Source organism: Cytobacillus solani (assembly GCF_001420595.1).
Classification (GTDB): Bacteria; Bacillota; Bacilli; order Bacillales; family Cytobacillaceae; genus Cytobacillus; species Cytobacillus solani.
Window position 1 is genome coordinate 1,885,889 of sequence record NZ_LJIX01000006.1, and the last position, 20,624, is coordinate 1,906,512.

The 20,624-nt window shown below is 37.5% G+C and carries 22 protein-coding genes; all 22 read left to right on the forward strand.

The features are described from left to right. Positions 1 to 90: 90 nt before the first annotated feature. The 22 genes from dprA to fliL all read left to right on the forward strand — a co-directional run bounded on the left by dprA (position 91) and on the right by fliL (position 20,597). Positions 91 to 954 (forward strand): DNA-processing protein DprA, encoded by an 864-nt coding sequence (dprA, locus tag AN957_RS11265; protein ID WP_053475652.1) that lies wholly within the window; start codon positions 91 to 93, stop codon positions 952 to 954. 350 nt (positions 955 to 1,304) lie between these two features. Next, positions 1,305 to 3,380 (forward strand): type I DNA topoisomerase, encoded by a 2,076-nt coding sequence (gene topA, locus AN957_RS11270; protein ID WP_053475653.1) that lies wholly within the window; start codon positions 1,305 to 1,307, stop codon positions 3,378 to 3,380. 178 nt (positions 3,381 to 3,558) lie between these two features. After that, positions 3,559 to 4,869, forward strand: coding sequence for an FADH(2)-oxidizing methylenetetrahydrofolate--tRNA-(uracil(54)-C(5))-methyltransferase TrmFO (gene trmFO / locus AN957_RS11275; protein WP_053475654.1), 1,311 nt, complete (start codon positions 3,559 to 3,561; stop codon positions 4,867 to 4,869). A gap of 54 nt (positions 4,870 to 4,923) precedes the next feature. Next, complete coding sequence (gene xerC, locus AN957_RS11280) at positions 4,924 to 5,829, forward strand: tyrosine recombinase XerC (protein WP_053475655.1); 906 nt, start codon at positions 4,924 to 4,926, stop codon at positions 5,827 to 5,829. 75 nt (positions 5,830 to 5,904) lie between these two features. Beyond that, positions 5,905 to 6,447 (forward strand): ATP-dependent protease subunit HslV, encoded by a 543-nt coding sequence (gene hslV, locus AN957_RS11285; RefSeq protein WP_053475656.1) that lies wholly within the window; start codon positions 5,905 to 5,907, stop codon positions 6,445 to 6,447. 19 nt (positions 6,448 to 6,466) lie between these two features. Next, positions 6,467 to 7,873: an ATP-dependent protease ATPase subunit HslU gene (hslU, locus tag AN957_RS11290; RefSeq protein ID WP_053475657.1), complete on the forward strand. Its 1,407-nt coding sequence runs from the start codon at positions 6,467 to 6,469 to the stop codon at positions 7,871 to 7,873. A gap of 81 nt (positions 7,874 to 7,954) precedes the next feature. After that, positions 7,955 to 8,734: a GTP-sensing pleiotropic transcriptional regulator CodY gene (gene codY / locus AN957_RS11295; protein WP_053475658.1), complete on the forward strand. Its 780-nt coding sequence runs from the start codon at positions 7,955 to 7,957 to the stop codon at positions 8,732 to 8,734. A gap of 425 nt (positions 8,735 to 9,159) precedes the next feature. Next, on the forward strand, positions 9,160 to 9,555 hold the full coding sequence (flgB, locus tag AN957_RS11300; protein WP_056684164.1) for a flagellar basal body rod protein FlgB: 396 nt from the start codon (positions 9,160 to 9,162) through the stop codon (positions 9,553 to 9,555). 2 nt (positions 9,556 to 9,557) lie between these two features. Then, complete coding sequence (flgC, locus tag AN957_RS11305; protein ID WP_053475660.1) at positions 9,558 to 10,016, forward strand: flagellar basal body rod protein FlgC; 459 nt, start codon at positions 9,558 to 9,560, stop codon at positions 10,014 to 10,016. Between the two features lie 13 nt (positions 10,017 to 10,029). Next, positions 10,030 to 10,341 carry a flagellar hook-basal body complex protein FliE gene (gene fliE, locus AN957_RS11310; RefSeq protein WP_082446535.1) on the forward strand — a complete coding sequence of 104 codons (312 nt, stop codon included), beginning with the start codon at positions 10,030 to 10,032 and terminating at the stop codon, positions 10,339 to 10,341. A 147-nt stretch (positions 10,342 to 10,488) separates the two neighbouring features. Then, positions 10,489 to 12,075, forward strand: a complete 1,587-nt coding sequence (gene fliF, locus AN957_RS11315) for a flagellar basal-body MS-ring/collar protein FliF (RefSeq protein ID WP_053475661.1) — start codon at positions 10,489 to 10,491, stop codon at positions 12,073 to 12,075. Positions 12,076 to 12,087: 12 nt separating this feature from the next. After that, a complete protein-coding gene (gene fliG, locus AN957_RS11320; protein WP_053475662.1) occupies positions 12,088 to 13,104 on the forward strand; it encodes a flagellar motor switch protein FliG in 1,017 nt (338 codons plus the stop codon). Beyond that, positions 13,088 to 13,864 (forward strand): flagellar assembly protein FliH, encoded by a 777-nt coding sequence (gene fliH, locus AN957_RS11325; RefSeq protein ID WP_056684167.1) that lies wholly within the window; start codon positions 13,088 to 13,090, stop codon positions 13,862 to 13,864. Before fliG ends, fliH begins: the two co-directional genes overlap by 17 nt. A gap of 3 nt (positions 13,865 to 13,867) precedes the next feature. Then, positions 13,868 to 15,184, forward strand: a complete 1,317-nt coding sequence (gene fliI / locus AN957_RS11330) for a flagellar protein export ATPase FliI (RefSeq protein WP_056684170.1) — start codon at positions 13,868 to 13,870, stop codon at positions 15,182 to 15,184. Between the two features lie 5 nt (positions 15,185 to 15,189). Further along, positions 15,190 to 15,633, forward strand: coding sequence for a flagellar export protein FliJ (fliJ, locus tag AN957_RS11335; protein ID WP_053475665.1), 444 nt, complete (start codon positions 15,190 to 15,192; stop codon positions 15,631 to 15,633). An 8-nt stretch (positions 15,634 to 15,641) separates the two neighbouring features. Then, positions 15,642 to 16,244 carry a MotE family protein gene (locus tag AN957_RS11340; RefSeq protein ID WP_056684173.1) on the forward strand — a complete coding sequence of 201 codons (603 nt, stop codon included), beginning with the start codon at positions 15,642 to 15,644 and terminating at the stop codon, positions 16,242 to 16,244. 30 nt (positions 16,245 to 16,274) lie between these two features. Then, entirely contained in the window at positions 16,275 to 17,561 is a 1,287-nt protein-coding gene (locus AN957_RS11345; protein WP_056684176.1) for a flagellar hook-length control protein FliK, read from the forward strand. Between the two features lie 12 nt (positions 17,562 to 17,573). After that, entirely contained in the window at positions 17,574 to 18,209 is a 636-nt protein-coding gene (gene flgD / locus AN957_RS11350; protein WP_053475668.1) for a flagellar hook assembly protein FlgD, read from the forward strand. 18 nt (positions 18,210 to 18,227) lie between these two features. Continuing rightward, positions 18,228 to 18,617 (forward strand): TIGR02530 family flagellar biosynthesis protein, encoded by a 390-nt coding sequence (locus AN957_RS11355; RefSeq protein WP_053475669.1) that lies wholly within the window; start codon positions 18,228 to 18,230, stop codon positions 18,615 to 18,617. 81 nt (positions 18,618 to 18,698) lie between these two features. Then, a complete protein-coding gene (locus AN957_RS11360) occupies positions 18,699 to 19,901 on the forward strand; it encodes a flagellar hook protein FlgE (protein ID WP_053475670.1) in 1,203 nt (400 codons plus the stop codon). Positions 19,902 to 19,954: 53 nt separating this feature from the next. Next, on the forward strand, positions 19,955 to 20,176 hold the full coding sequence (locus AN957_RS11365; protein WP_053477504.1) for a flagellar FlbD family protein: 222 nt from the start codon (positions 19,955 to 19,957) through the stop codon (positions 20,174 to 20,176). Next, complete coding sequence (fliL, locus tag AN957_RS11370; protein ID WP_053475671.1) at positions 20,166 to 20,597, forward strand: flagellar basal body-associated protein FliL; 432 nt, start codon at positions 20,166 to 20,168, stop codon at positions 20,595 to 20,597. Before AN957_RS11365 ends, fliL begins: the two co-directional genes overlap by 11 nt. Positions 20,598 to 20,624: the final 27 nt, after the last annotated feature.

The following is a 20,624-nucleotide window of genomic DNA, read 5'->3' on the forward strand; positions in this document are numbered from 1 at the left end:
GATAAGTCCCCCTAAATAGGGGGACTATTTATGCATTTATCCCCCAAGTATATTTCCTCAACTCCAATCTAATTTTATAGGAGGTCCCCAATGGATGAATTTACAAAAAGGCTAGTTCATTTGCATCATTGCAGAGGTATTGGCTGGAAGACTATTTATTATATTTTAAAATCTGACCCTGAGCTCAAATCCCTTTATCACAATACCTTTGATCCTTTATATCTGCAAAAATCCTCCTCGATTATAGCTATCAATGACCTTCATTCTGATCTTATTCTTGAACAAATCCGACAATATTCACTAAACGGCATTCGAATCATTACTATTTTTGATGACGAATATCCACTATTATTAAAAGAAACCTATCAGCCGCCATGGGTTATTTATGCAAAAGGGGATATACGCTTATTAAAAAAAGACAATCTATTAGCTGTTGTTGGTTCAAGACAATATACAGAGTACGGTGAAAACGCCATAAAATATATATTGCCGAAATTAATAGAGAAAGGAATTGTCATTGTTAGCGGGTTAGCCTTGGGGATTGATACGATTGCCCATCATTCAGCCATCCAAAATCATGGGCAAACGATTGGAGTGATCGCTGGTGGACTATTTCATATTTATCCAAATACAAATGAAAGTCTGGCGGCAGAAATGATGAAAAATCAATTGATTATTTCAGAATATCCACCCCACACCAAACCGGATAGATGGCAATTCCCGATGAGAAATCGAATTATAAGCGGAATCAGCAAAGGAACATTTATTGTTCAAGCTAAGAGCAAAAGTGGATCACTGATCACTGCAAACTATGCTGTGCAGGAAGGGAGAGAAGTATTCGCCCTGCCTGGGAGTATATTTAGTGCCTATTCAAGCGGTACCAATGAGCTCATTCAGCAAGGGGCGAAATTAGTCAATACACCGGAAGATATTTTAGAAGAATTAATATATTAATCTTTATGTATTATTTTTAATAAATTGCTGTATAATTTCTAAAAAACATATTCTTTAGATTTATACTTAGATATGTGGTAAAGTATAAAAGCGCTTTCGAAACATTACGATTATGTTTGACAAATATGTAATATATGTACAATAATAATGGAGAATTTCATGATAGAAGTAAAATGATTATACATTTCTAAACAAAAATGAGATGCAATCAATTTTAAGTGAAAAAATTTTACCATTGTCATTTATTAATATAGAAACCATATGTTGGTCTAAAGTTTTATAAAAATGATCGAATAACAAAGTGAATCGCAAGTAAATAATTTAAAAATCCCTCTTAAGGAGGACTATTGATGTCAGAGTTTCTTGTAATCGTTGAGTCGCCAGCAAAGGCAAAAACGATTGAGCGTTATCTTGGGAAAAAATATAAAGTAAAAGCATCTATGGGCCATATTAGAGATTTACCAAAAAGCCAAATGGGTGTCGACGTAGAAAAACAATTTGAGCCAAAGTATATAACTATACGCGGAAAAGGCCCAATTTTAAAAGAATTAAAGACTGCTGCGAAAAAAGCTAAGAAAATCTATCTTGCAGCCGACCCTGATCGTGAAGGGGAGGCAATTGCATGGCATTTAGCCCATAGCTTAAATATGGATGTTACATCGGATTGCCGTGTAGTTTTTAATGAAATTACAAAGGATGCCATTAAAGAATCTTTTAAGCATCCTCGGCCGATAAACATGGATCTTGTCGATGCACAACAGGCCAGAAGACTACTTGACCGCCTTGTTGGTTACAATATTAGTCCTTTACTATGGAAGAAAGTCAAGAAAGGTTTAAGTGCTGGGAGAGTTCAGTCTGTTGCTGTTCGATTAATTATTGACAGGGAGAAGGAAATTAAAGCATTTGTTCCTGAAGAATATTGGTCCATTGAAGGTGACTTTCTAAAGAGAAAGGAAAGCTTTGAAGCGAACTTTTACGGGATCGGGAATGAAAAGCTTGAATTACATTCGAAGGAAGAAGTTGATCGTGTCCTCAGCAAGATGAAGGGAAACGAATTCCAAGTTTCATCTGTCACTAAAAAAGAGCGAAAGCGAAACCCTGCCGCACCGTTTACTACTTCATCCTTACAGCAGGAAGCTGCACGAAAATTAAATTTCCGTGCGAAGAAAACGATGATGCTTGCACAGCAGCTTTATGAAGGGATTGACCTTGGCAAGGAAGGAACGGTTGGTCTGATCACTTATATGCGAACAGATTCTACCCGTGTATCAGAAATCGCCCAGGCGGAGGCAACACAATTTATTGAACATTCATACGGAAAAGAGTACTTATCAACTGAAAAGAAAAAAGAAAAGAAAAAGTCAAATACTCAGGATGCTCATGAGGCTATCCGTCCAACTAGTATAATGAAAGAACCGAATAGCTTAAAAGAATATTTATCAAGGGATCAACTGCGGCTTTATCGATTAATATGGGAGCGTTTTGTTGCAAGCCAAATGTCTGCTGCGATTATGGATACAATGAGTGTTGATTTGAAAAATGAAGATGTTCTTTTCCGTGCGACAGGATCAAAAGTAAAGTTCCCTGGGTTCATGAAGGTATATGTAGAAGGAACGGATGATTCATCTGAAGAAAAGGATAAAATGCTCCCTGATCTCCAAGAAGGGGATATTGTGTTAAAGAAAGATATCGAGCCTAAGCAGCATTTTACTCAGCCGCCACCAAGATATACGGAAGCAAGGCTAGTGAAAACGTTAGAAGAGCTTGGAATAGGGCGACCGTCTACATTTGCTCCAACTTTGGATACAATACAAAAGCGCGGTTATGTAGGATTGGATAATAAAAGGTTCGTTCCTACAGAACTAGGAGAAATCGTTTTAGAACTAATTCTAGAGTTTTTCCCAGATATACTTGATGTCGAGTTTACAGCTAAAATGGAAAAGGATCTTGACCATATTGAAGAAGGAAAAGTCAATTGGGTACAGATTATCGATGACTTTTACGGAGATTTCGAAAAGCATTTAAAAATTGCAGAAAAAGAAATGCAGGAAGTAGAAATAAAGGATGAGCCAGCTGGCGAAGATTGTGAACAGTGTGGAAATCCAATGGTATTTAAAATGGGCCGATATGGGAAGTTTATGGCGTGCAGTAATTTTCCAGATTGCCGAAATACGAAAGCCATTGTTAAAGAGGTTGGAGTAAAGTGCCCGAGCTGTAAAGAAGGAAATATAATAGAGAGAAAAAGTAAGAAACGCCGGATTTTTTATGGGTGTGATCGATTCCCTGAATGTGATTTTATTTCTTGGGACAAACCTTTGCCGCGTAGCTGTCCAAAATGCGAGAACCTTCTTGTGGAAAAGAAGCTGAAAAAAGGTGTCCAAGTACAATGTGTTGAATGTGACTACAAGGAAGAGAAGCAAGGTTAAGAGGTGGGCCAAAAGGCTCACTTTTTTCTATTGTGCCAATCTTTAAGAAAAAAACAGTTATTTTGCCTAACATTTAAAACTTTATTATTTTTCAAACGTAGTATATAATGCAAGATGGTTTGAAATTTGGGAAAGTTAAGATTGGAGTTTCATTTACATAGTTGGAGGTTCTTATCAAATGAAGGAAACAGTTAATGTTATAGGTGCTGGTTTAGCTGGCAGCGAAGCTGCTTGGCAAATTGCTAATCGCGGAATCCAAGTCCGATTATACGAAATGCGGCCAGTACGACAAACTCCGGCCCACCATACAGATAAATTTGCTGAGCTTGTATGCAGCAATTCATTAAGAGCAAATACACTAACAAATGCAGTTGGTGTGTTGAAAGAAGAAATGAGAAATTTGGACTCCGTCATTATCGCTTCCGCTGATGCATGTGCTGTTCCGGCCGGAGGTGCTTTAGCAGTCGATAGACATGAGTTTGCGGCATTGGTGACAGAGAAAGTCAAGAATCATCCGAATGTAACGGTCATTACAGAAGAAGTAGCAGAGATTCCAGAGGGCCCTACGGTTATTGCAACTGGACCGCTTACGAGTGAAGCACTTTCGTCCAAACTTAAAGAATTATCTGGTGAAGAATATTTATATTTCTATGATGCGGCTGCGCCAATCATTGAAAAAGAATCCATTAATATGGATAAGGTTTATTTGAAGTCACGCTATGATAAAGGGGAAGCAGCTTATTTAAACTGTCCAATGACAGAAGAAGAATTCAATACATTTTACGAAGCGTTAATTTCTGCTGAAACTGTTCCTTTAAAAGAATTTGAAAAAGAAATCTTTTTTGAAGGATGTATGCCAATTGAAGTAATGGCAGGTAGAGGAAAGAAAACCATGCTTTTCGGACCGATGAAGCCAGTTGGTTTAGAAGACCCTAAGACGGGGAAAAGACCGTTTGCTGTCGTCCAGCTTCGCCAGGATGATGCTGCTGGAACGTTATTCAATATTGTAGGATTTCAAACTCATTTAAAATGGGGTCCACAAAAAGAAGTCATTCAATTAATTCCAGGACTAGAAAATGCAGAGATTGTCCGTTATGGGGTTATGCACCGTAACACATTTATTAACTCACCAAAAGTGCTGCGTCCTACCTATCAATTTATCAATCGGAATGATTTATTTTTTGCAGGGCAAATGACGGGGGTGGAAGGATATGTAGAATCGGCAGCAAGCGGCTTAGTTGCTGGCATCAATGCTGCCCGTCTAGTAAAAGGCAAGGAACTTCTTGAATTTCCTCATGAAACGACGATAGGAAGTATGGCTAGATATATTACCTCTGCGAATGCTAAAAGCTTTCAGCCAATGAATGCAAATTTCGGATTACTGCCAGATCTTCCGGTTAAGATTAAAGGGAAAAAAGAAAGAAATGAACAGCATGCTGCTCGAGCGTTAGAAACAATTCAGAACTTTGCGAAAAATAAGGAGATTTAATTGCAAGGGTTTCTAAAATATGTTACGCTTTAGAAGCCCTTGTGAGGTGATAGAATGGATCCAAATGTGAACAATTCGTTAACTTTGTTTATTGAATATTTACAAATCGAGAAAAATTATTCACAATATACTATTGAACATTATCACCATGACATCAGTGAATTCTTTATGTTCATGACTGAACAATCAATTAGCAGCATAGATGATGTTAAGTATTTAGATGTTCGTATTTACTTGACAAAGTTATATGATGAGAAACTTGCCAGAAAGACCGTTGCAAGGAAGATCTCTTGTCTTCGCAGTTTTTTTAAGTTTTTGGTTAGAGAAAGACTCGTACAAGATAACCCATTTGCGCTTGCATTTATTCCAAAGGCAGAAAAAAAGCTACCGGAATTTTTTTATGAAGAGGAAATGGATGCTTTATTTCATGCTTGTGAAACGGAAACTTCTTTAGGTCAACGAAATAAAGCGCTACTTGAACTGCTCTATGCAACTGGGATGCGTGTAAGTGAATGCAGTCAAATTCGCATGAAGGATCTTGATATGTATCTCTCAACAGTGCTAGTACATGGAAAAGGGAATAAGCAGCGTTATATTCCGTTTGGAAGCTTTGCGCATGATGCGCTCCAGAATTACATAGACAACGGCCGTAAGAGCTTGCTTTCAAAAAGAGATACTCCCAATGATTATTTATTCTTAAATTTTCGGGGAGGTCAGTTAACGTCTCGCGGAATAAGATTGATCCTTGATAAACTGATTGAACAATCTACCTTAACGGGTAAAATACATCCACATATGCTTAGACATACGTTTGCTACTCATTTACTTGCGAACGGAGCAGATATGAGAACGGTTCAGGAATTACTAGGTCATGCTTTTTTGTCATCGACTCAGGTGTATACACATGTTTCGAATGAATACTTAAGAAAAACATATAATACCCACCACCCTAGAGCCTAAACAAACGTTCTTTTGTTTAGGCAAGGTATTGGCTAGTAAGAGGACGATGGATAATAAGTAAAAGGAGGATTAATCATGTCTCAATTCCACGCAACAACTATTTTCGCTGTGCAGCACAATGGGGATTGTGCAATGGCTGGAGATGGTCAAGTTACTTTTGGGAATGCGGTTGTGATGAAACACACTGCGAGAAAGGTTCGAAAGCTGTTTAATGGAAAGGTAATTGCTGGATTTGCTGGCTCAGTTGCAGATGCATTTACATTATTTGAAATGTTTGAAGGGAAACTAGAGGAATATAATGGGAATTTGCAGCGTGCAGCAGTTGAGCTTGCAAAACAATGGAGAAGCGACAAAGTTTTACGAAAGTTAGAAGCAATGCTTATTGTGATGAATGCTGAAAACCTGCTTCTTATTTCAGGTACTGGGGAAGTTATTGAACCAGATGATGGCGTTTTAGCAATCGGTTCAGGAGGGAACTATGCACTAGCTGCAGGAAGATCTCTGAAAAGATATGCTGGGGATCATTTATCGGCTAAAGAAATAGCTAGAGCATCCCTTGAGATGGCAGCTGAAATATGCGTATATACAAATACCAATATCATTGTGGAAGAACTTTAAGGGAAGGTGTGTGCGATCAATGGTTAAAGGAACGAACTTAACACCCCGCCAAATTGTTGAAAAGCTTGATCAATTTATTATTGGCCAAAAAGATGCGAAGAAGGCAGTTGCAGTTGCTTTAAGGAACAGATACCGCCGCGGTTTGCTTGAAGACCAAATGCGGGATGAAATCAGTCCAAAAAACATTTTAATGATCGGACCTACAGGTGTCGGTAAAACTGAAATTGCCCGCCGAATGGCCAAGTTAGTTGGAGCACCATTTGTTAAGGTTGAAGCAACTAAATTTACTGAAGTAGGCTACGTAGGCAGAGATGTTGAATCAATGGTAAGAGACCTGGTTGAAACATCGGTACGTCTTGTCAAAGAGGAAAAAATGGCAAGTGTAAAGGAACGTGCAGAAGAAAGTGCAAATCGCATTATCGTTGAATTGCTCGTACCTTCAAGTAAAAAGTCCGTAAATTACAAGAATCCGCTTGAAATGTTATTTGGCGGTGGAAACGTTCAATCTGAGCAAGACAATCACACAACGGATGATTTGGACCTTCAAGGGAAACGCAAGGTTGTGAGGGAAAAGCTTGTATTAGGTGAGCTTGAAAATGAAGTTATTACAGTTGAGCTAGAGGAGCAGCAGCCTTCTATGTTCGACATGCTTCAAGGTTCTGGAATGGAACAAATGGGAATGAACATGCAGGATGCACTTGGCAGTATGATGCCTAAACGCAGGAAAAAAAGAAAGCTAACTGTAAGTGAAGCGCGAAAGGTCTTAACGAATGAAGAAGCGCAAAAACTCATTGACATGGATGAAGTAACACAAGAGGCAGTTTTCCGCGCAGAACAATCTGGTATTATCTTTATCGATGAAATTGACAAGATCGCTAGCAAAAATAGTGGTGGATCGACTGCTGATGTATCTCGAGAGGGTGTACAGAGAGATATATTACCTGTTGTTGAAGGCTCTACAGTTGTAACGAAATACGGATCTGTGAAAACGGATCATGTCCTGTTTATGGCAGCAGGTGCCTTCCATATGGCAAAACCATCTGATTTAATCCCTGAATTACAAGGGCGTTTTCCAATTCGAGTGGAGCTGACAAAGCTCACTGTTGATGATTTCTTCAATATACTCGTTGAGCCTGATAATGCGTTAATTAAACAATATGAAGCATTATTGGAAACGGAAGGTATACAAATTGAATTTTCTGACGATGCTATACGTAGGATCGCTGAATTTGCCTTTGAAGTGAATCAAAACACAGATAATATTGGAGCAAGACGTCTCCATACGATAATGGAAAAGCTGCTTGAAGATTTATCTTTTGAAGCACCAGAAATTACGTTAGATAAAATTACAATTACTCCACAATACGTGGAGGAGAAATTAGGAGCTATCTCAAGAAACAAAGATTTAAGCCAATTCATTTTGTAGGTTTTGTTTTAAATTGTTTGTGAAAGGGTAGACAAATAAATAAAAATAGGACTTGTGTTTAGCATTTAGGAGGAAGAAAGAATGGATTTATTAACGAGAACAAGAAAAATTAATGCAATGTTACAAAGAGCAGCAGGTAAACCGGTAAATTTTAAGGAAATGGCTGAAATTTTAAGTGATGTAATTGAAGCGAATATTTATGTTGTTAGCAGAAGAGGAAAACTTCTAGGTTATGCTGCAAATCAACAAATCGAGAATGAGCGAATGAAAAAAATGCTTGAAGATCGTCAATTTCCTGAAGAATATACAAATAGCCTTTTCAACATTCAGGAAACATCTTCAAATATTGATGTAAATAGTGAATACACTGCATTCCCGATCGAAAATAAAGAGCTATTCAGCAATGGTTTAACAACAATTGTTCCAATTATTGGCGGAGGAGACCGTCTTGGTACGCTAATTCTTGCAAGATTGAAGGAGCAGTTCCATGATGATGATCTAATCCTGGCTGAGTATGGAGCAACTGTAGTAGGAATGGAAATTCTTCGTGAAAAGGCAGAAGAAATCGAGGAAGAAGCAAGAAGTAAAGCGGTTGTTCAAATGGCTATTAGTTCACTTTCATACAGCGAACTTGAAGCGATTGAACATATCTTTGAAGAATTAAACGGCAAAGAAGGTTTACTAGTTGCCTCGAAGATCGCTGATCGCGTAGGAATTACAAGATCTGTTATAGTAAATGCCCTTAGAAAATTAGAAAGCGCTGGTGTGATTGAATCACGCTCTCTAGGTATGAAGGGTACTTACATTAAGGTACTTAATGACAAGTTTTTATTTGAACTAGAAAAATTAAAATCAAACTAATTTAACATGCAATTGTGCAATAAATAAAAATACATTGAAAAACACCAACTTTCGACAAGTTGGTGTTTTTTTATTACAAGACCATTACAATATTGCAAGGTGATTTATAGTAAGTAATGCTCGCTACAAAAGAACTAAGGTAATTAAAGAAAAGAGTGTATACATATGTAAAGTCTGTTTGTACGGTTTAAATTGTTCGGAAAATCGTAATTATTTACAATGATTTCCTGTACAAGAATTCAAACAATCAAATTATAATGAAAATGGGTCGAATGTCCTGTTAAAAGTATTCTATTGTGCATAGACATATTATTTCATTTTCTTTACAATGTACTATAGGTCGACAAATTATGCGAATAATCATCAAAATAATACATTTACAATTAATATACTTACAATGAACTGAATAAAAATGAGGTGCGTATATGAAGTTGTTTTCTAATACGATAACAACCCTTGAAAAAGGGTTAAATTATTCTTCACTTAAACAAAAAGTAATCTCGCAAAACATTGCCAATGAAGCTACTCCGGGATATAAAGCGAAGGATGTTAGTTTCAAAGAAACATTGCAAACGGCTGTTAATCAAGGAATACCCGCATATCGTACAGATAGCAGGCATTATGAATTTAATATTAGCGAACCATCCATTAAGGGGGTCGTTACAAGGAAAAATGTTTCTTTTAATGAAAATGGGAACAGTGTAGATATTGATAATGAAATGGCTGATTTAGCTACAAATCAAATCTATTACAACGCATTAACTGAAAGAATTAGCGGGAAGTTCTCCAGCTTACAAAATGTCATAAGGGGAGGCAAATAAAAATGACGATTTTTCATAGTATGAATAATACTGCATCAGCGTTATCTGCTCAACGATTACGCATGGATGTCATCTCCTCAAATATGGCTAATGTAGATTCAACAAGAGCGAAATATGTGAATGGAGAATGGCAGCCGTACAAACGTAAATCAGTTGTGCTTCAGCCGAAGGAAGGGCAATTTTCTAATTTCTTACATATTGCTATGAATAGAAGCAATGATGGTTCGGTTGGTAATGGTGTGAAAGCAACAAAGATCGTTGAAGATGAAACTCCATTTAAGCTTGTTTACAATCCAGAACACCCTGATGCTAATGCTGAAGGCTATGTCGAACTGCCAAATGTTGACCCTTTACGGGAAATGGTAGATTTAATTAGTGCTACAAGATCCTATGAAGCAAACGTAACCGTCTTTAATGCATCTAAGGGCATGATGATGAAGGCTCTTGAAATCGGCAAGTAAAGGAGAAGAATAAATGATTAATATCGACTCAGTTACATCGGCAGCTCACGTATTAAAACCTCAAACTGAAAATAAGATTCATACAAATTCACCATCTGAAGCACAAAAAAGCTTTGCGTCTGTATTGAAGGAATCTATTGATAAGGTGAATGAACTACAGGTTCAATCTGACAAAGCGACAGAAAAGCTTGTTAATGGTGAGAATATAGATTTACATCAAGTAATGATTGCCTCTCAAAAGGCAAGTGTAGCAATGTCAGCAACGTTAGAGATTCGTAATAAAGTGATTGAAGCTTACCAAGAGACAATGAGAATGCAAGTTTAATAGGAAAGCTCTAGTCTTGTTCTTTGCTAAATGACCGAAACTAGCTGAAGGTAAGAGAGCAATTATAGGTTTCTTGATTAAAGCTGAAAACTAATAATTTGCGGTTATTAGAAAGCCTAATATGAGACAGATAACCGGAGGATTAAAATGAAAGAATCGTTTCGAAGATATTTTGATAAAGTGAAAGAATATTTTAGCAGCCGAACCAAAAAGCAAAAGATATTGCTTTTTGGTTCCGCTCTTTTATTCATTGTATTAATCGCATTAATATCCTTTTTTTCTACAAGAACAACGCTAGTTCCACTTTATAGCAATCTGTCTCCATCCGAAACAGGCACAATTAAAGAAAACCTGGACGGCAGGGGGATACAATCTGAAATCGCTGATGGCGGATCAACAATAAAAGTCCCGGAAGAAGTTGTGGATACACTTAAAGTTGAATTAGCTGCCGAAGGGATTCCGAAATCAGGCAGCATTGATTATTCGTTTTTTAGCCAAAATGCTGGAATCGGAATGACAGAAAATGAATTTAACGTATTAAAGCTAGACGCCATGCAATCAGAATTAGCTAATCTTATGAAAGGAATTGATGGCGTTCAGGATGCGAAGGTGATGATTAATTTACCAGAAAAAGGTATTTTTGTCAGTGACCCTTCTGAAGCAGCTTCTGCTTCAATCGTATTAAACACAAAGCCAGGCTATCAATTTGAAGAATCTCAAATTCAAGCCTTATATCATTTAGTATCAAAGAGCATTCCAAATTTACCCACTGATAATATCGTCATAACAAATCAGAATTTTGAGTACTTTGATTTAAAAAATACTGAAAATTCAACACCGGGTTCTCAATTTGCTTCACAGCATGAAATTAAGAAGCAAATCGAGAAGGATGTTCAGCGTCAAGTCCAAAATATGCTTGGTACGTTAATGGGTCCTGGTAATGTAGTTGTTTCTGTTTCAACAGATATTGACTTTACGCAGGAAAACAGAGAAGAGAATCTTGTAACTCCTGTGAATGAAGAAGATATGGAAGGTATTGCGATCAGTGCACATAAAATCACTGAAACCTTTACGGGAAATGGGGATGCTGCAGGAGGTATTCCACAGGGCGAAGATCCAGGTGATGCGCTTGGTTCTAGTTATCTTGAAGGAAATGGAGCAAATGGGGATTACGAAAGAATTGAAGAAACGATTAATAATGAAGTAAATAAAATTCGCAAAGAAATTGTTGAAAGTCCATATAAGGTTAGAGATTTAGGGATTCAAGTGATGGTTAATCCTCCAAAAGATGGGGAGCTTCCACAGGAAAGAATTGATGATATTACGAAAATCCTCGGAACCATTGTACGGACAACGATTGATAAGCAAGCCAATGATGGAGAACTAACGGACGAAGAAATCAATGAAAAAGTGGTTGTTTCAGTTCAGCCTTTCAATGGAAAAGTTGAGTTCCCAGATGAATCAAAACCGCTTCTGCCACTATGGGCATACATTGTAGGTGGAATTCTATTAGTGATTATTGCACTGCTTATCTTCCTATTTATTAGAGCGAAAAAGAAACGTGCCCAAGAGGAAGAAGAAAATGCACTACAAGAAGAACTGTTACATGTACCTGATGTGAATGAAGAACATGAAACAGAAAGCACAATGAGAAAGAAACAGTTGGAGAAAATGGCTAAAGAAAAACCGGAAGACTTTGCAAAACTGTTACGTACATGGATTGCTGAAGATTAGGGGGAATGAATAGTGGCAAAAAGAGATCAAAAAGAATTAACTGGTAAGCAAAAAGCAGCCATCCTTTTAATTTCCCTTGGTCCTGAGGTAGCCTCTTCTGTTTATAAACATTTAAGTGAGGAAGAGATTGAAAAACTAACTTTAGAGATTTCTGGCGTGCGTAAAGTTGAATCACAGGCGAAGGAAGAAATTCTTGAGGAGTTCCACAATATTGCTTTAGCACAGGATTATATTTCTCAAGGCGGGATTGGTTATGCGAAAACAGTTCTTGAAAAAGCATTAGGAAATGAACAAGCAGCAATAATAATTAATCGATTGACCTCATCATTACAAGTTAGACCTTTTGATTTTGCTAGAAAAGCGGATCCAGGACAAATATTAAACTTTATTCAGAATGAGCATCCGCAAACGATAGCATTAATCCTATCTTATTTAGATGCGGCACAGGCGGGGCAAATTTTATCAGAACTTCCACAGGAAATGCAGGCAGATATCGCTCGCAGGATTGCTGTGATGGATAGTACCTCTCCAGAAATTATTAATGAAGTTGAACAAATACTTGAAAGAAAGCTTTCAGCAACAGTTACACAGGATTACACACAAACAGGTGGAATTGAGGCGGTTGTGGATGTCCTTAATGGGGTTGACCGTTCAACAGAACGGACAATTTTGGATGCATTAGAGATCCAGGATCCTGAACTTGCTGAAGAAATTAAGAAGAGAATGTTTGTATTTGAAGATATTGTTACGCTTGATAATCGTGCAATTCAAAGAGTTATTCGTGATTGTGAGAGCGAAGATTTAATGCTTTCACTTAAGGTTTCTAGTGATGAAGTGAAGGATATCATTTTCAAAAATATGTCTTCACGGATGGCAGAAACGTTTAAAGAGGAAATGGAGTTTATGGGTCCTGTCAGACTTCGCGATGTTGAAGAGGCACAATCTCGAATCGTTGCGATTATCCGCCGTCTAGAGGAAGCTGGAGAAATCGTTGTTGCTCGTGGCGGAGGAGATGATATTATTGTCTAGGCTCATCAAAGGAACTGGATGGGCTCCTCCCGTACAGAGTGAAAAGAAAATAATTTCAATTAAAGTGTTTGACCCATTAAATCAAAGAGAAGAACCAGAATTTACTTCTATCGATACAGAAAAACTGATACAGACGATGTTACATGAGGCAGAAATGCAGGCTGAATCGATTGTAAGTCACGCTCAACATGAAGCGGAAAATCTTCGTAAACAAATAGAAGACGAGAGAATAGCCTTTGAAATTGAAAAAGCAGAAATAGCTGAGCTGGCACGCAATACGGGGTTTACACAGGGTTTAGAGGAAGGACGCCGGCAAGGTTATCATGAATTTCATGAAATCATTCAATCTGCTAAGGACGTTGTGGAATCGGCAAAAAGGGATTACCGTATGCATGTAGATTCATCAGAGAAAACAATCCTTGAGCTTGGATTAAAAGTTGCCGGTAAAATTCTTGGGAAAACATTGAAAGATAAGGAAGAGGAATTTTTATCTGTTGTAAAACGTGCTTTAAAAGAAGCAAGAGATAATAAGGAAGTTCAGCTACATGTTCACCCAGTTCAATATGATTTTCTTTTGGCAAATAAAGAAGAGATCATGGCATTGTTTCCGAAAGACATCGATTTTTATATTTATCCGAACGATGATTTATCCGAAACAAGCTGTTTAATAGAATCGGAAAATGGAAGAATTGACGCGAGCATTGATAGTCAGCTAGAAGAAATAAAGCAGAAGCTTATCGAATTGCTAGAGGGTGAATAAGGAATGGAACTCGCTGATTTAATTGAAGAGATTGACCAATTGGATACATTTAAACGTTATGGGCGAGTGAAAAGGGTTGTCGGTTTGATGATTGAATCCCAGGGGCCAGAAAGTTCAATTGGGGATGTTTGTTATATTCATGTTGGACATAAACGAAAAAGAATCATAAAGGCTGAAGTTGTAGGGTTCAAGGATGAAGATGTCATTTTAATGCCTTATACATCGATCAATGATATTTCTCCTGGCAGTTTAGTTGAAGCTACTTCTAAACCATTAGAAATAAAAGTTGGAGCTCAATTAATTGGCTCGGTTCTTGATTCAGTTGGTCAGCCTTTAGATGGATCAGTGTTGCCGAAAGGACTTTCGTCCGTTCCAACAGACCAGGATCCGCCAAACCCGCTTCAAAGACCGCCGATTTCTTCACCAATTGAAGTTGGTGTTCGCATGATTGATAGTCTGCTTACAATTGGAATTGGACAGCGTGTTGGAATATTTGCCGGCAGTGGCGTGGGGAAAAGTACGTTGCTTGGAATGGTAGCGAGGAATACGACGGCAGATTTAAATGTAATCGCGCTAATAGGGGAACGTGGAAGAGAAGTACGAGAATTTATTGAGAAGGATCTTGGACCAGAGGGCTTAAGCCGATCAATAGTTATTGTTGCCACATCAGACCAGCCTGCATTGATGCGAATAAAAGGTGCATTTACTGCTACAGCAATCGCTGAGTATTTTCGAGATAAAGGCTTGAATGTCATGATGATGATGGACTCTGTGACAAGGGTAGCAATGGCACAAAGAGAAATTGGATTGGCAATCGGTGAGCCGCCAACAACAAAGGGGTATACACCTTCTGTATTTGCCATTCTGCCGAAGCTATTGGAAAGAACAGGTACAAATGAAAAAGGCTCAATTACGGCTATTTATACAGTTTTGGTTGATGGTGATGATATGAATGAGCCAATTGCGGACACAGTCCGTGGTATTTTAGACGGTCACTTTGTTCTTGATCGTGCTTTAGCAAATAAAGGTCAGTACCCAGCTGTCAATGTCCTTAAAAGTGTCAGCAGGGTTATGAATAATATTGTAGATACGAATCATGTGAAATCTGCGGAAAAACTGCGGGAAATATTAAGTACTTATGTAAATTCTGAGGATTTAATTAATATTGGGGCATACAAGAAAGGCTCCTCAATGGATATTGATGAAGCAATCAGACTTTATCCAACGATCATTTCGTTCTTAAAACAGGCGACACATGAAAAGATCTCATTTCAGGAAAGTATTCAGCAATTATTTAGCCTAGTAGGGAAAGGAGAGTAACTTTCGTGCATTATCAGTATAAATTCGCAAAAATTCTTTCTATTAAAGAAAGAGAAAAAGATGAAGCCTTTAATGTCTATAATCAGGCAGTGAAAAAATTCGAAGAGGCAGCTGAAAAGTTATATGGTCTACTAAAGAAAAAAGAAGATCTCGAAAGTTTCCAATCTGAAAGGCTTGTAAATGGAATACATGTTCAGGAAATGAGGCACCATCAGCATTTTATCTATAATCTTGAAAAAACAATCAATCATTACCAGCAAATAGTTATCAATGCAAGAAACCATATGAATTTTTATCAAGAAAAGCTGATGGAAAAGAATATAGAAGTGAAAAAGTATGAAAAGATTAAAGAAAAAGATTTTACGAATTTCACTGAAAATATGAAACTGCTGGAAGGCAAGCAAATGGATGATATCTCGATCCAGCAATATATGAGTCGGGGAAGTTAGGTGATAGCGTGGACAAAGTTGCAGAAGAATTAGAATCAAAAAAAACATCAAGGTTCCAAAGCTTCATATTTGTTGTCCTTATTCCGCTGTTATTTACCATAACGGTCGCCCTCATTGTGATGACTATTCTTGGTTACAATGTATTTGAATTAACAAAGGAATACGGACAAAAAATCCCATTTATTTCATCCGCAATTTCAGATGATGATTCCGACTCAGCGAAGGATATTGAGACAAAAATGATCGAGCTTGAGGCGGAAATTAAAGACCGTGAAGCCAAGATTACAAAGCTTGAAACAGAATTAGAGAGCAAGGATCAGGAAATTTCAAGAGCAGAGCTTGAAAAGGAGCAGCTTGAAGCGGAAATTGAAGAACTGACCGCAATGAAAGAAGAGAATAAACGAGCCTTCAAGGATATAGTCAAAACATACGAAACGATCTCGGCAAAAAAGGCAGCTCCTATCCTTTCACAAATGAGTGAGACAGAAGCATTGGAAATATTAACGAATTTAAAGTCAGATAAACTTGCGGAAATTATGGAAAAAATGGAACCAGAGGATGCTGCAAGATATACGGAGCTTTTAACAGCTGATATTGAAGAAAGTGAATAGACAATCTATTCATTGAAGGGAGGTGAAAAAGTGGAGATTGCAAGTTTAGGGACAATCCATTCTCTTGTGTCGACAGCAGGAGGAAATGCAACGGATGCAGGTAAAGGCACTAATGGTTTTTCAACCGTATTTGCTAATTTGATGGCTGGAGCTTCACAGTCTTCTAATAGTCAGCCAGTTAATGAGCAAGTAAATGAACTTACAGGTGAAGAACTTGCTGGACTCGTTCAATTTTTGCAAATGAATGATATTCTAGAACTCGAAAATGGAAGCGATCTGTTAGGGAAAACAATGCTACAAAGTGATGTCGATGCTGTTTCTCTTATCCAAGAACAATTAAATATGTCTGCAGAAGAGCTGTTGCAGCTGTTAACTAAGCTTTACAATCAATTAACTTCTGCAAATGAAGATTTAACTGCTAAGGATTTATTAAATAAGATAGAGGGAGAAACTGCACACAAAGATTTGAATGAAGCGATTTTATCGCTATTAGAAGTAATCTCATCCCTGCAAATCCATAATGTAAAGCTCGAGCCTGATAAAGAATTTGGTCAAGCGATGAAGGCGGTAAAGCTTTTTGATCTATTAGCAGCACAACAAGATTCATTCGGAAATGAAACTAGACTAAGAGAGTTAATTAAGAGTATAAAAGAAAAGCTAGAATTAAAAATAACAACTCAACCATCAATCGCAAAGGAAGAGTATTTACAAAAAACATTTAATAATCTTGTTCAAGAAATGAACACAAAAAATCCCGTATTATCTGGTACTGAATTCAGTACTGAGAATATGACAAAGGGCTTAACGAAAACGGATAGTGTTCATCCAGGATTTTTACAATTCCAACAGCTTTCAAAGCCTGAACAATTGACACTGATGACAAGTGCACAAAGACCTGTATCTGCTGAACAATTAATTGAACAGTTTGAATCTATTCTCTCTAGAAGTAAATTTATAAATAGCGGCGGTACACAGAAGCTATTTATTAAATTAAATCCTGAGCATTTAGGTGCACTCAGAGTTGAATTAATTCAAAAGGATTCGATGATTATTGCAAGAATTCTAACCTCTACCTCCGTTGCCAAGGATATGATGGAATCACAGCTAAATGGATTAAAACATGCCTTTAGTTCTCAAAACATTCAAATTGAAAGAGTAGAAATCGCTCAACAGTTTACGAGTCAAGAACGTACGTTTAACCGTGAGCAGCAGCAACAACAAGAAAGACAACAGCCAAGGGAAGAACAAAAGGAACAGCAATCTAATGGTGATTTTACAAACTCATTTGAAGAAGCACTTCTTAATACTGAAGCTTAGGTGTGATATGAAATGACAAATACAATCGATTCTTCGTTGCTTCTATCTGAATATCAGAAAAAGCAGCGAAAAACAGGTTCAGACATTCTAGGTAAAGATGATTTTCTTAAAATATTAATGGTTCAGCTTCAAAACCAAGACCCTACGAATCCAATGCAGGATAAAGATTTTATTGCCCAAATGGCGACATTTTCTACATTAGAGCAAATAACGAATATGAGCAAGACGATGGAGAACTTTGTAAAAGTTCAAGAACAAAGTCAAATCATTGCATATAACCAATTTGTCGGAAAAGATGTTACTTGGCATAAGCTGACTCCATCCAAGGAGCAAGGTAAGGAACCTGTGATTGAAGAGGGAACAGGTCGAGTGGCTTCCGTTCAATTCAAAGATAATAGTGTCATCTTTATACTTGATGATGGAACAAAGCTTGAACCGGCTAATATCTCTCAAATCAATGAAACATCGAAAGAAAATGCGATGGTACAGGCAAGTATGATGATTGGCAAGAAAGTTACTTTCTTAGGTGAAGATAAGGAAGAAAAAACTGCAATTGTTAAATCAGTTTCATTCAAGGATGGGAAAACAGTTTTTCAATTAGAGGATGGAACGACAATCTCTTCATCGCAGATTACAAAAATTGAATAATACTTAGGAAGTGATTGAATGGATAAAATGATGTTTCATCCGATTCAATCAAAGGCCGTTAGTAAACCCAAACCAACTTCGGTTAATCAAATCCTTCAATCGAACAATAAATTTTCTGTTCATTTTCAACATGCATTACAAACGGACAGTAAATTAACTGTAAGCAAGCATGCGAAGGAGCGCCTGCTTCAAAGGGGAATACATATTAATGAGGCGCGCTGGAATCAGATTGAAGAAAAAGTTCAAGAAGCAAAAAACAAGGGTGTAAAGGAATCACTCGTACTGCTTAAGGATGCGGCATTAATTGTCAGTGCAAAAAACAATACGGTGATAACGGCAATGGATCGGGAAGAAGCCCGAACACAAATTTTTACCAATATCAATGGCACGATACTTTTAGATCAATAAATCGATGGCTGGACCTGTAAAAGGAAGCCATGGCTTGTGGAATGACTGAAGCAAGCCGTATATGAGAGGAGTAACTAATAAATGCTACGTTCAATGTACTCAGGGATAAGCGGAATGAAAAACTTCCAAACAAAGCTAGACGTAATCGGTAATAATATTGCTAACGTAAATACTTACGGCTTTAAAAAAGGTCGTGTCACATTTAAAGATACAATGAACCAAATGGTTGCGGGTGCTAGTGCGGCAACAGACAATCGCGGTGGAACTAATCCAATGCAAATTGGGCTTGGCTCAGCATTAGCAACGATAGATACCATTCATACTGGTTCTAGTTTACAATCTACTGGTCGTGCACTTGATTTAGGAATTGATGGAGATGGATATTTTGTAGTTAAACAAGGTGATCAGATTTTATATACTAGAGCAGGAAATTTTTATGTTGATGATAATGGAACTCTAGTTAATTCAGATGGTCTTAAAGTACAAGCATATAAATCGGGGGTACTTGAAGATATTGTTGTAAATGTGAATGCTACATTACCTGCACTAGCAACTAATGAAATAAAATTAAATGGTAGTTTGCCAGATCCGTCAACGTTAAAACCTGGTGCAGGCAGTGATGTTCAACAGATGAAGATTGTTGATGAAAAAGGTGTTGAACATACTCTAGACTATCAATATGTTGTCGATGCTGCTGGGACTGGCTGGGAAGTTAAGATTACAAATCAAAAATCTACAACTGATCCAAAAGCGAGTATATCAGTTGCATTAGCATATGATGCAACAAATAAAACTTATACTGCACCTGCTGATATAGATTTAGCAACACTCGAGTTAACGGATGCAGGAACTGCTAAAATTAATGTTGATAAACTTAAACAAGATGGAGATTCAATCACAGCACAGGCTAATCCTAACGGGAATTTATCCGGAAAATTAGAAAGTTTTAATATTGGTCCTACTGGTGAAGTAAATGGTGTGTATTCAAATGGCCAGATTAGAAGCCTTGGAACAGTTGCACTCGCAAAATTCAGTAATACTTCAGGACTTCTAAAGGCGGGGAATAACTTATTCCAAGAAACGATTAACTCTGGTACTGCAAATATTAATGTTCCCGGCAGTGGCCGAGGATCAATTGCAGCGGGATCGCTAGAAATGTCCAACGTCGATCTTTCCGAAGAATTCACTGAAATGATCGTAACTCAACGTGGGTTCCAAGCGAACACACGTATCATCACAACATCTGACGAAATCCTGCAAGAGTTAGTTAACTTAAAACGATAGGCTAAGGGAGGGACAGGGTCAGAAGCATAAGCTTTTTGGCCCTGAATAAAACATTGATAAAGGTAACGCGTTTAAATGGGAAAGAGTTTGTATTAAATGCTGTTTTTATTGAAGTAGTCGAATCTTTTCCTGATACGACGATTACGCTAACGAATGGGCGGAAATATGTCGTGAAGGAATCAGAGGAAGCAGTCGTGAAGCTAGTAAAAGATTTCTATCAATCTGTAAGCCTTCTAGGGCATCAGCATGTGGGGGAAGATGAAGATGAAGAATAATAAGCTTGTAATGATTATGATAATTATGCTTGTTGCCATTACCCTAGTTGGTGCTGTTGCAGTTATTGTTGTCAAGCAGCTTAATAATGATGGTTCAGGTCCAAAAGAACCTTCGATTGATGAAGTTTTGGAAGCATCTGTTGATGTTCCGCAACTAACAACAAATTTAGCAAGCAATGATTTTATTCGTATTTCTTTCAAGATTCAAACTGATAACAAAAAAGCAAAAGAAGAATTAGAGAAAAGAGATTTTCAAGTAAAGGATATTATTATCCAAGAACTTTCAGAAATGACCGCTGAAGATATCCAGGGAAAAGAAGGTCAAATGAAGTTAAAAGAGGCATTAAAAGGGAAAATAAACGGCCTCATGCAAAAGGGCAAGGTTGAAGAGGTCTATATCACTGAATCTCTCCTCCAATAGCAAATAGTACCGATATGAGTGCATGCT

Excerpts from the sequence above, each read along its gene's own strand:
- dprA (WP_053475652.1), top strand. The coding sequence starts at position 91 with ATGGATGAATTTACAAAAAGGCTAGTTCATTTGCATCATTGCAGAGGT.
- AN957_RS11360 (WP_053475670.1), top strand. The coding sequence starts at position 18,699 with ATGCTACGTTCAATGTACTCAGGGATAAGCGGAATGAAAAACTTCCAA.
- fliI (WP_056684170.1), top strand. The coding sequence starts at position 13,868 with ATGGAACTCGCTGATTTAATTGAAGAGATTGACCAATTGGATACATTT.
- flgC (WP_053475660.1), top strand. The coding sequence starts at position 9,558 with ATGACGATTTTTCATAGTATGAATAATACTGCATCAGCGTTATCTGCT.
- flgB (WP_056684164.1), top strand. The coding sequence starts at position 9,160 with ATGAAGTTGTTTTCTAATACGATAACAACCCTTGAAAAAGGGTTAAAT.
- fliE (WP_082446535.1), top strand. The coding sequence starts at position 10,030 with ATGATTAATATCGACTCAGTTACATCGGCAGCTCACGTATTAAAACCT.
- hslU (WP_053475657.1), top strand. The coding sequence starts at position 6,467 with ATGGTTAAAGGAACGAACTTAACACCCCGCCAAATTGTTGAAAAGCTT.
- fliH (WP_056684167.1), top strand. The coding sequence starts at position 13,088 with ATGATATTATTGTCTAGGCTCATCAAAGGAACTGGATGGGCTCCTCCC.
- trmFO (WP_053475654.1), top strand. The coding sequence starts at position 3,559 with ATGAAGGAAACAGTTAATGTTATAGGTGCTGGTTTAGCTGGCAGCGAA.
- fliF (WP_053475661.1), top strand. The coding sequence starts at position 10,489 with ATGAAAGAATCGTTTCGAAGATATTTTGATAAAGTGAAAGAATATTTT.
- AN957_RS11355 (WP_053475669.1), top strand. The coding sequence starts at position 18,228 with ATGGATAAAATGATGTTTCATCCGATTCAATCAAAGGCCGTTAGTAAA.
- flgD (WP_053475668.1), top strand. The coding sequence starts at position 17,574 with ATGACAAATACAATCGATTCTTCGTTGCTTCTATCTGAATATCAGAAA.
- codY (WP_053475658.1), top strand. The coding sequence starts at position 7,955 with ATGGATTTATTAACGAGAACAAGAAAAATTAATGCAATGTTACAAAGA.
- topA (WP_053475653.1), top strand. The coding sequence starts at position 1,305 with ATGTCAGAGTTTCTTGTAATCGTTGAGTCGCCAGCAAAGGCAAAAACG.
- fliL (WP_053475671.1), top strand. The coding sequence starts at position 20,166 with ATGAAGAATAATAAGCTTGTAATGATTATGATAATTATGCTTGTTGCC.
- xerC (WP_053475655.1), top strand. The coding sequence starts at position 4,924 with ATGGATCCAAATGTGAACAATTCGTTAACTTTGTTTATTGAATATTTA.
- hslV (WP_053475656.1), top strand. The coding sequence starts at position 5,905 with ATGTCTCAATTCCACGCAACAACTATTTTCGCTGTGCAGCACAATGGG.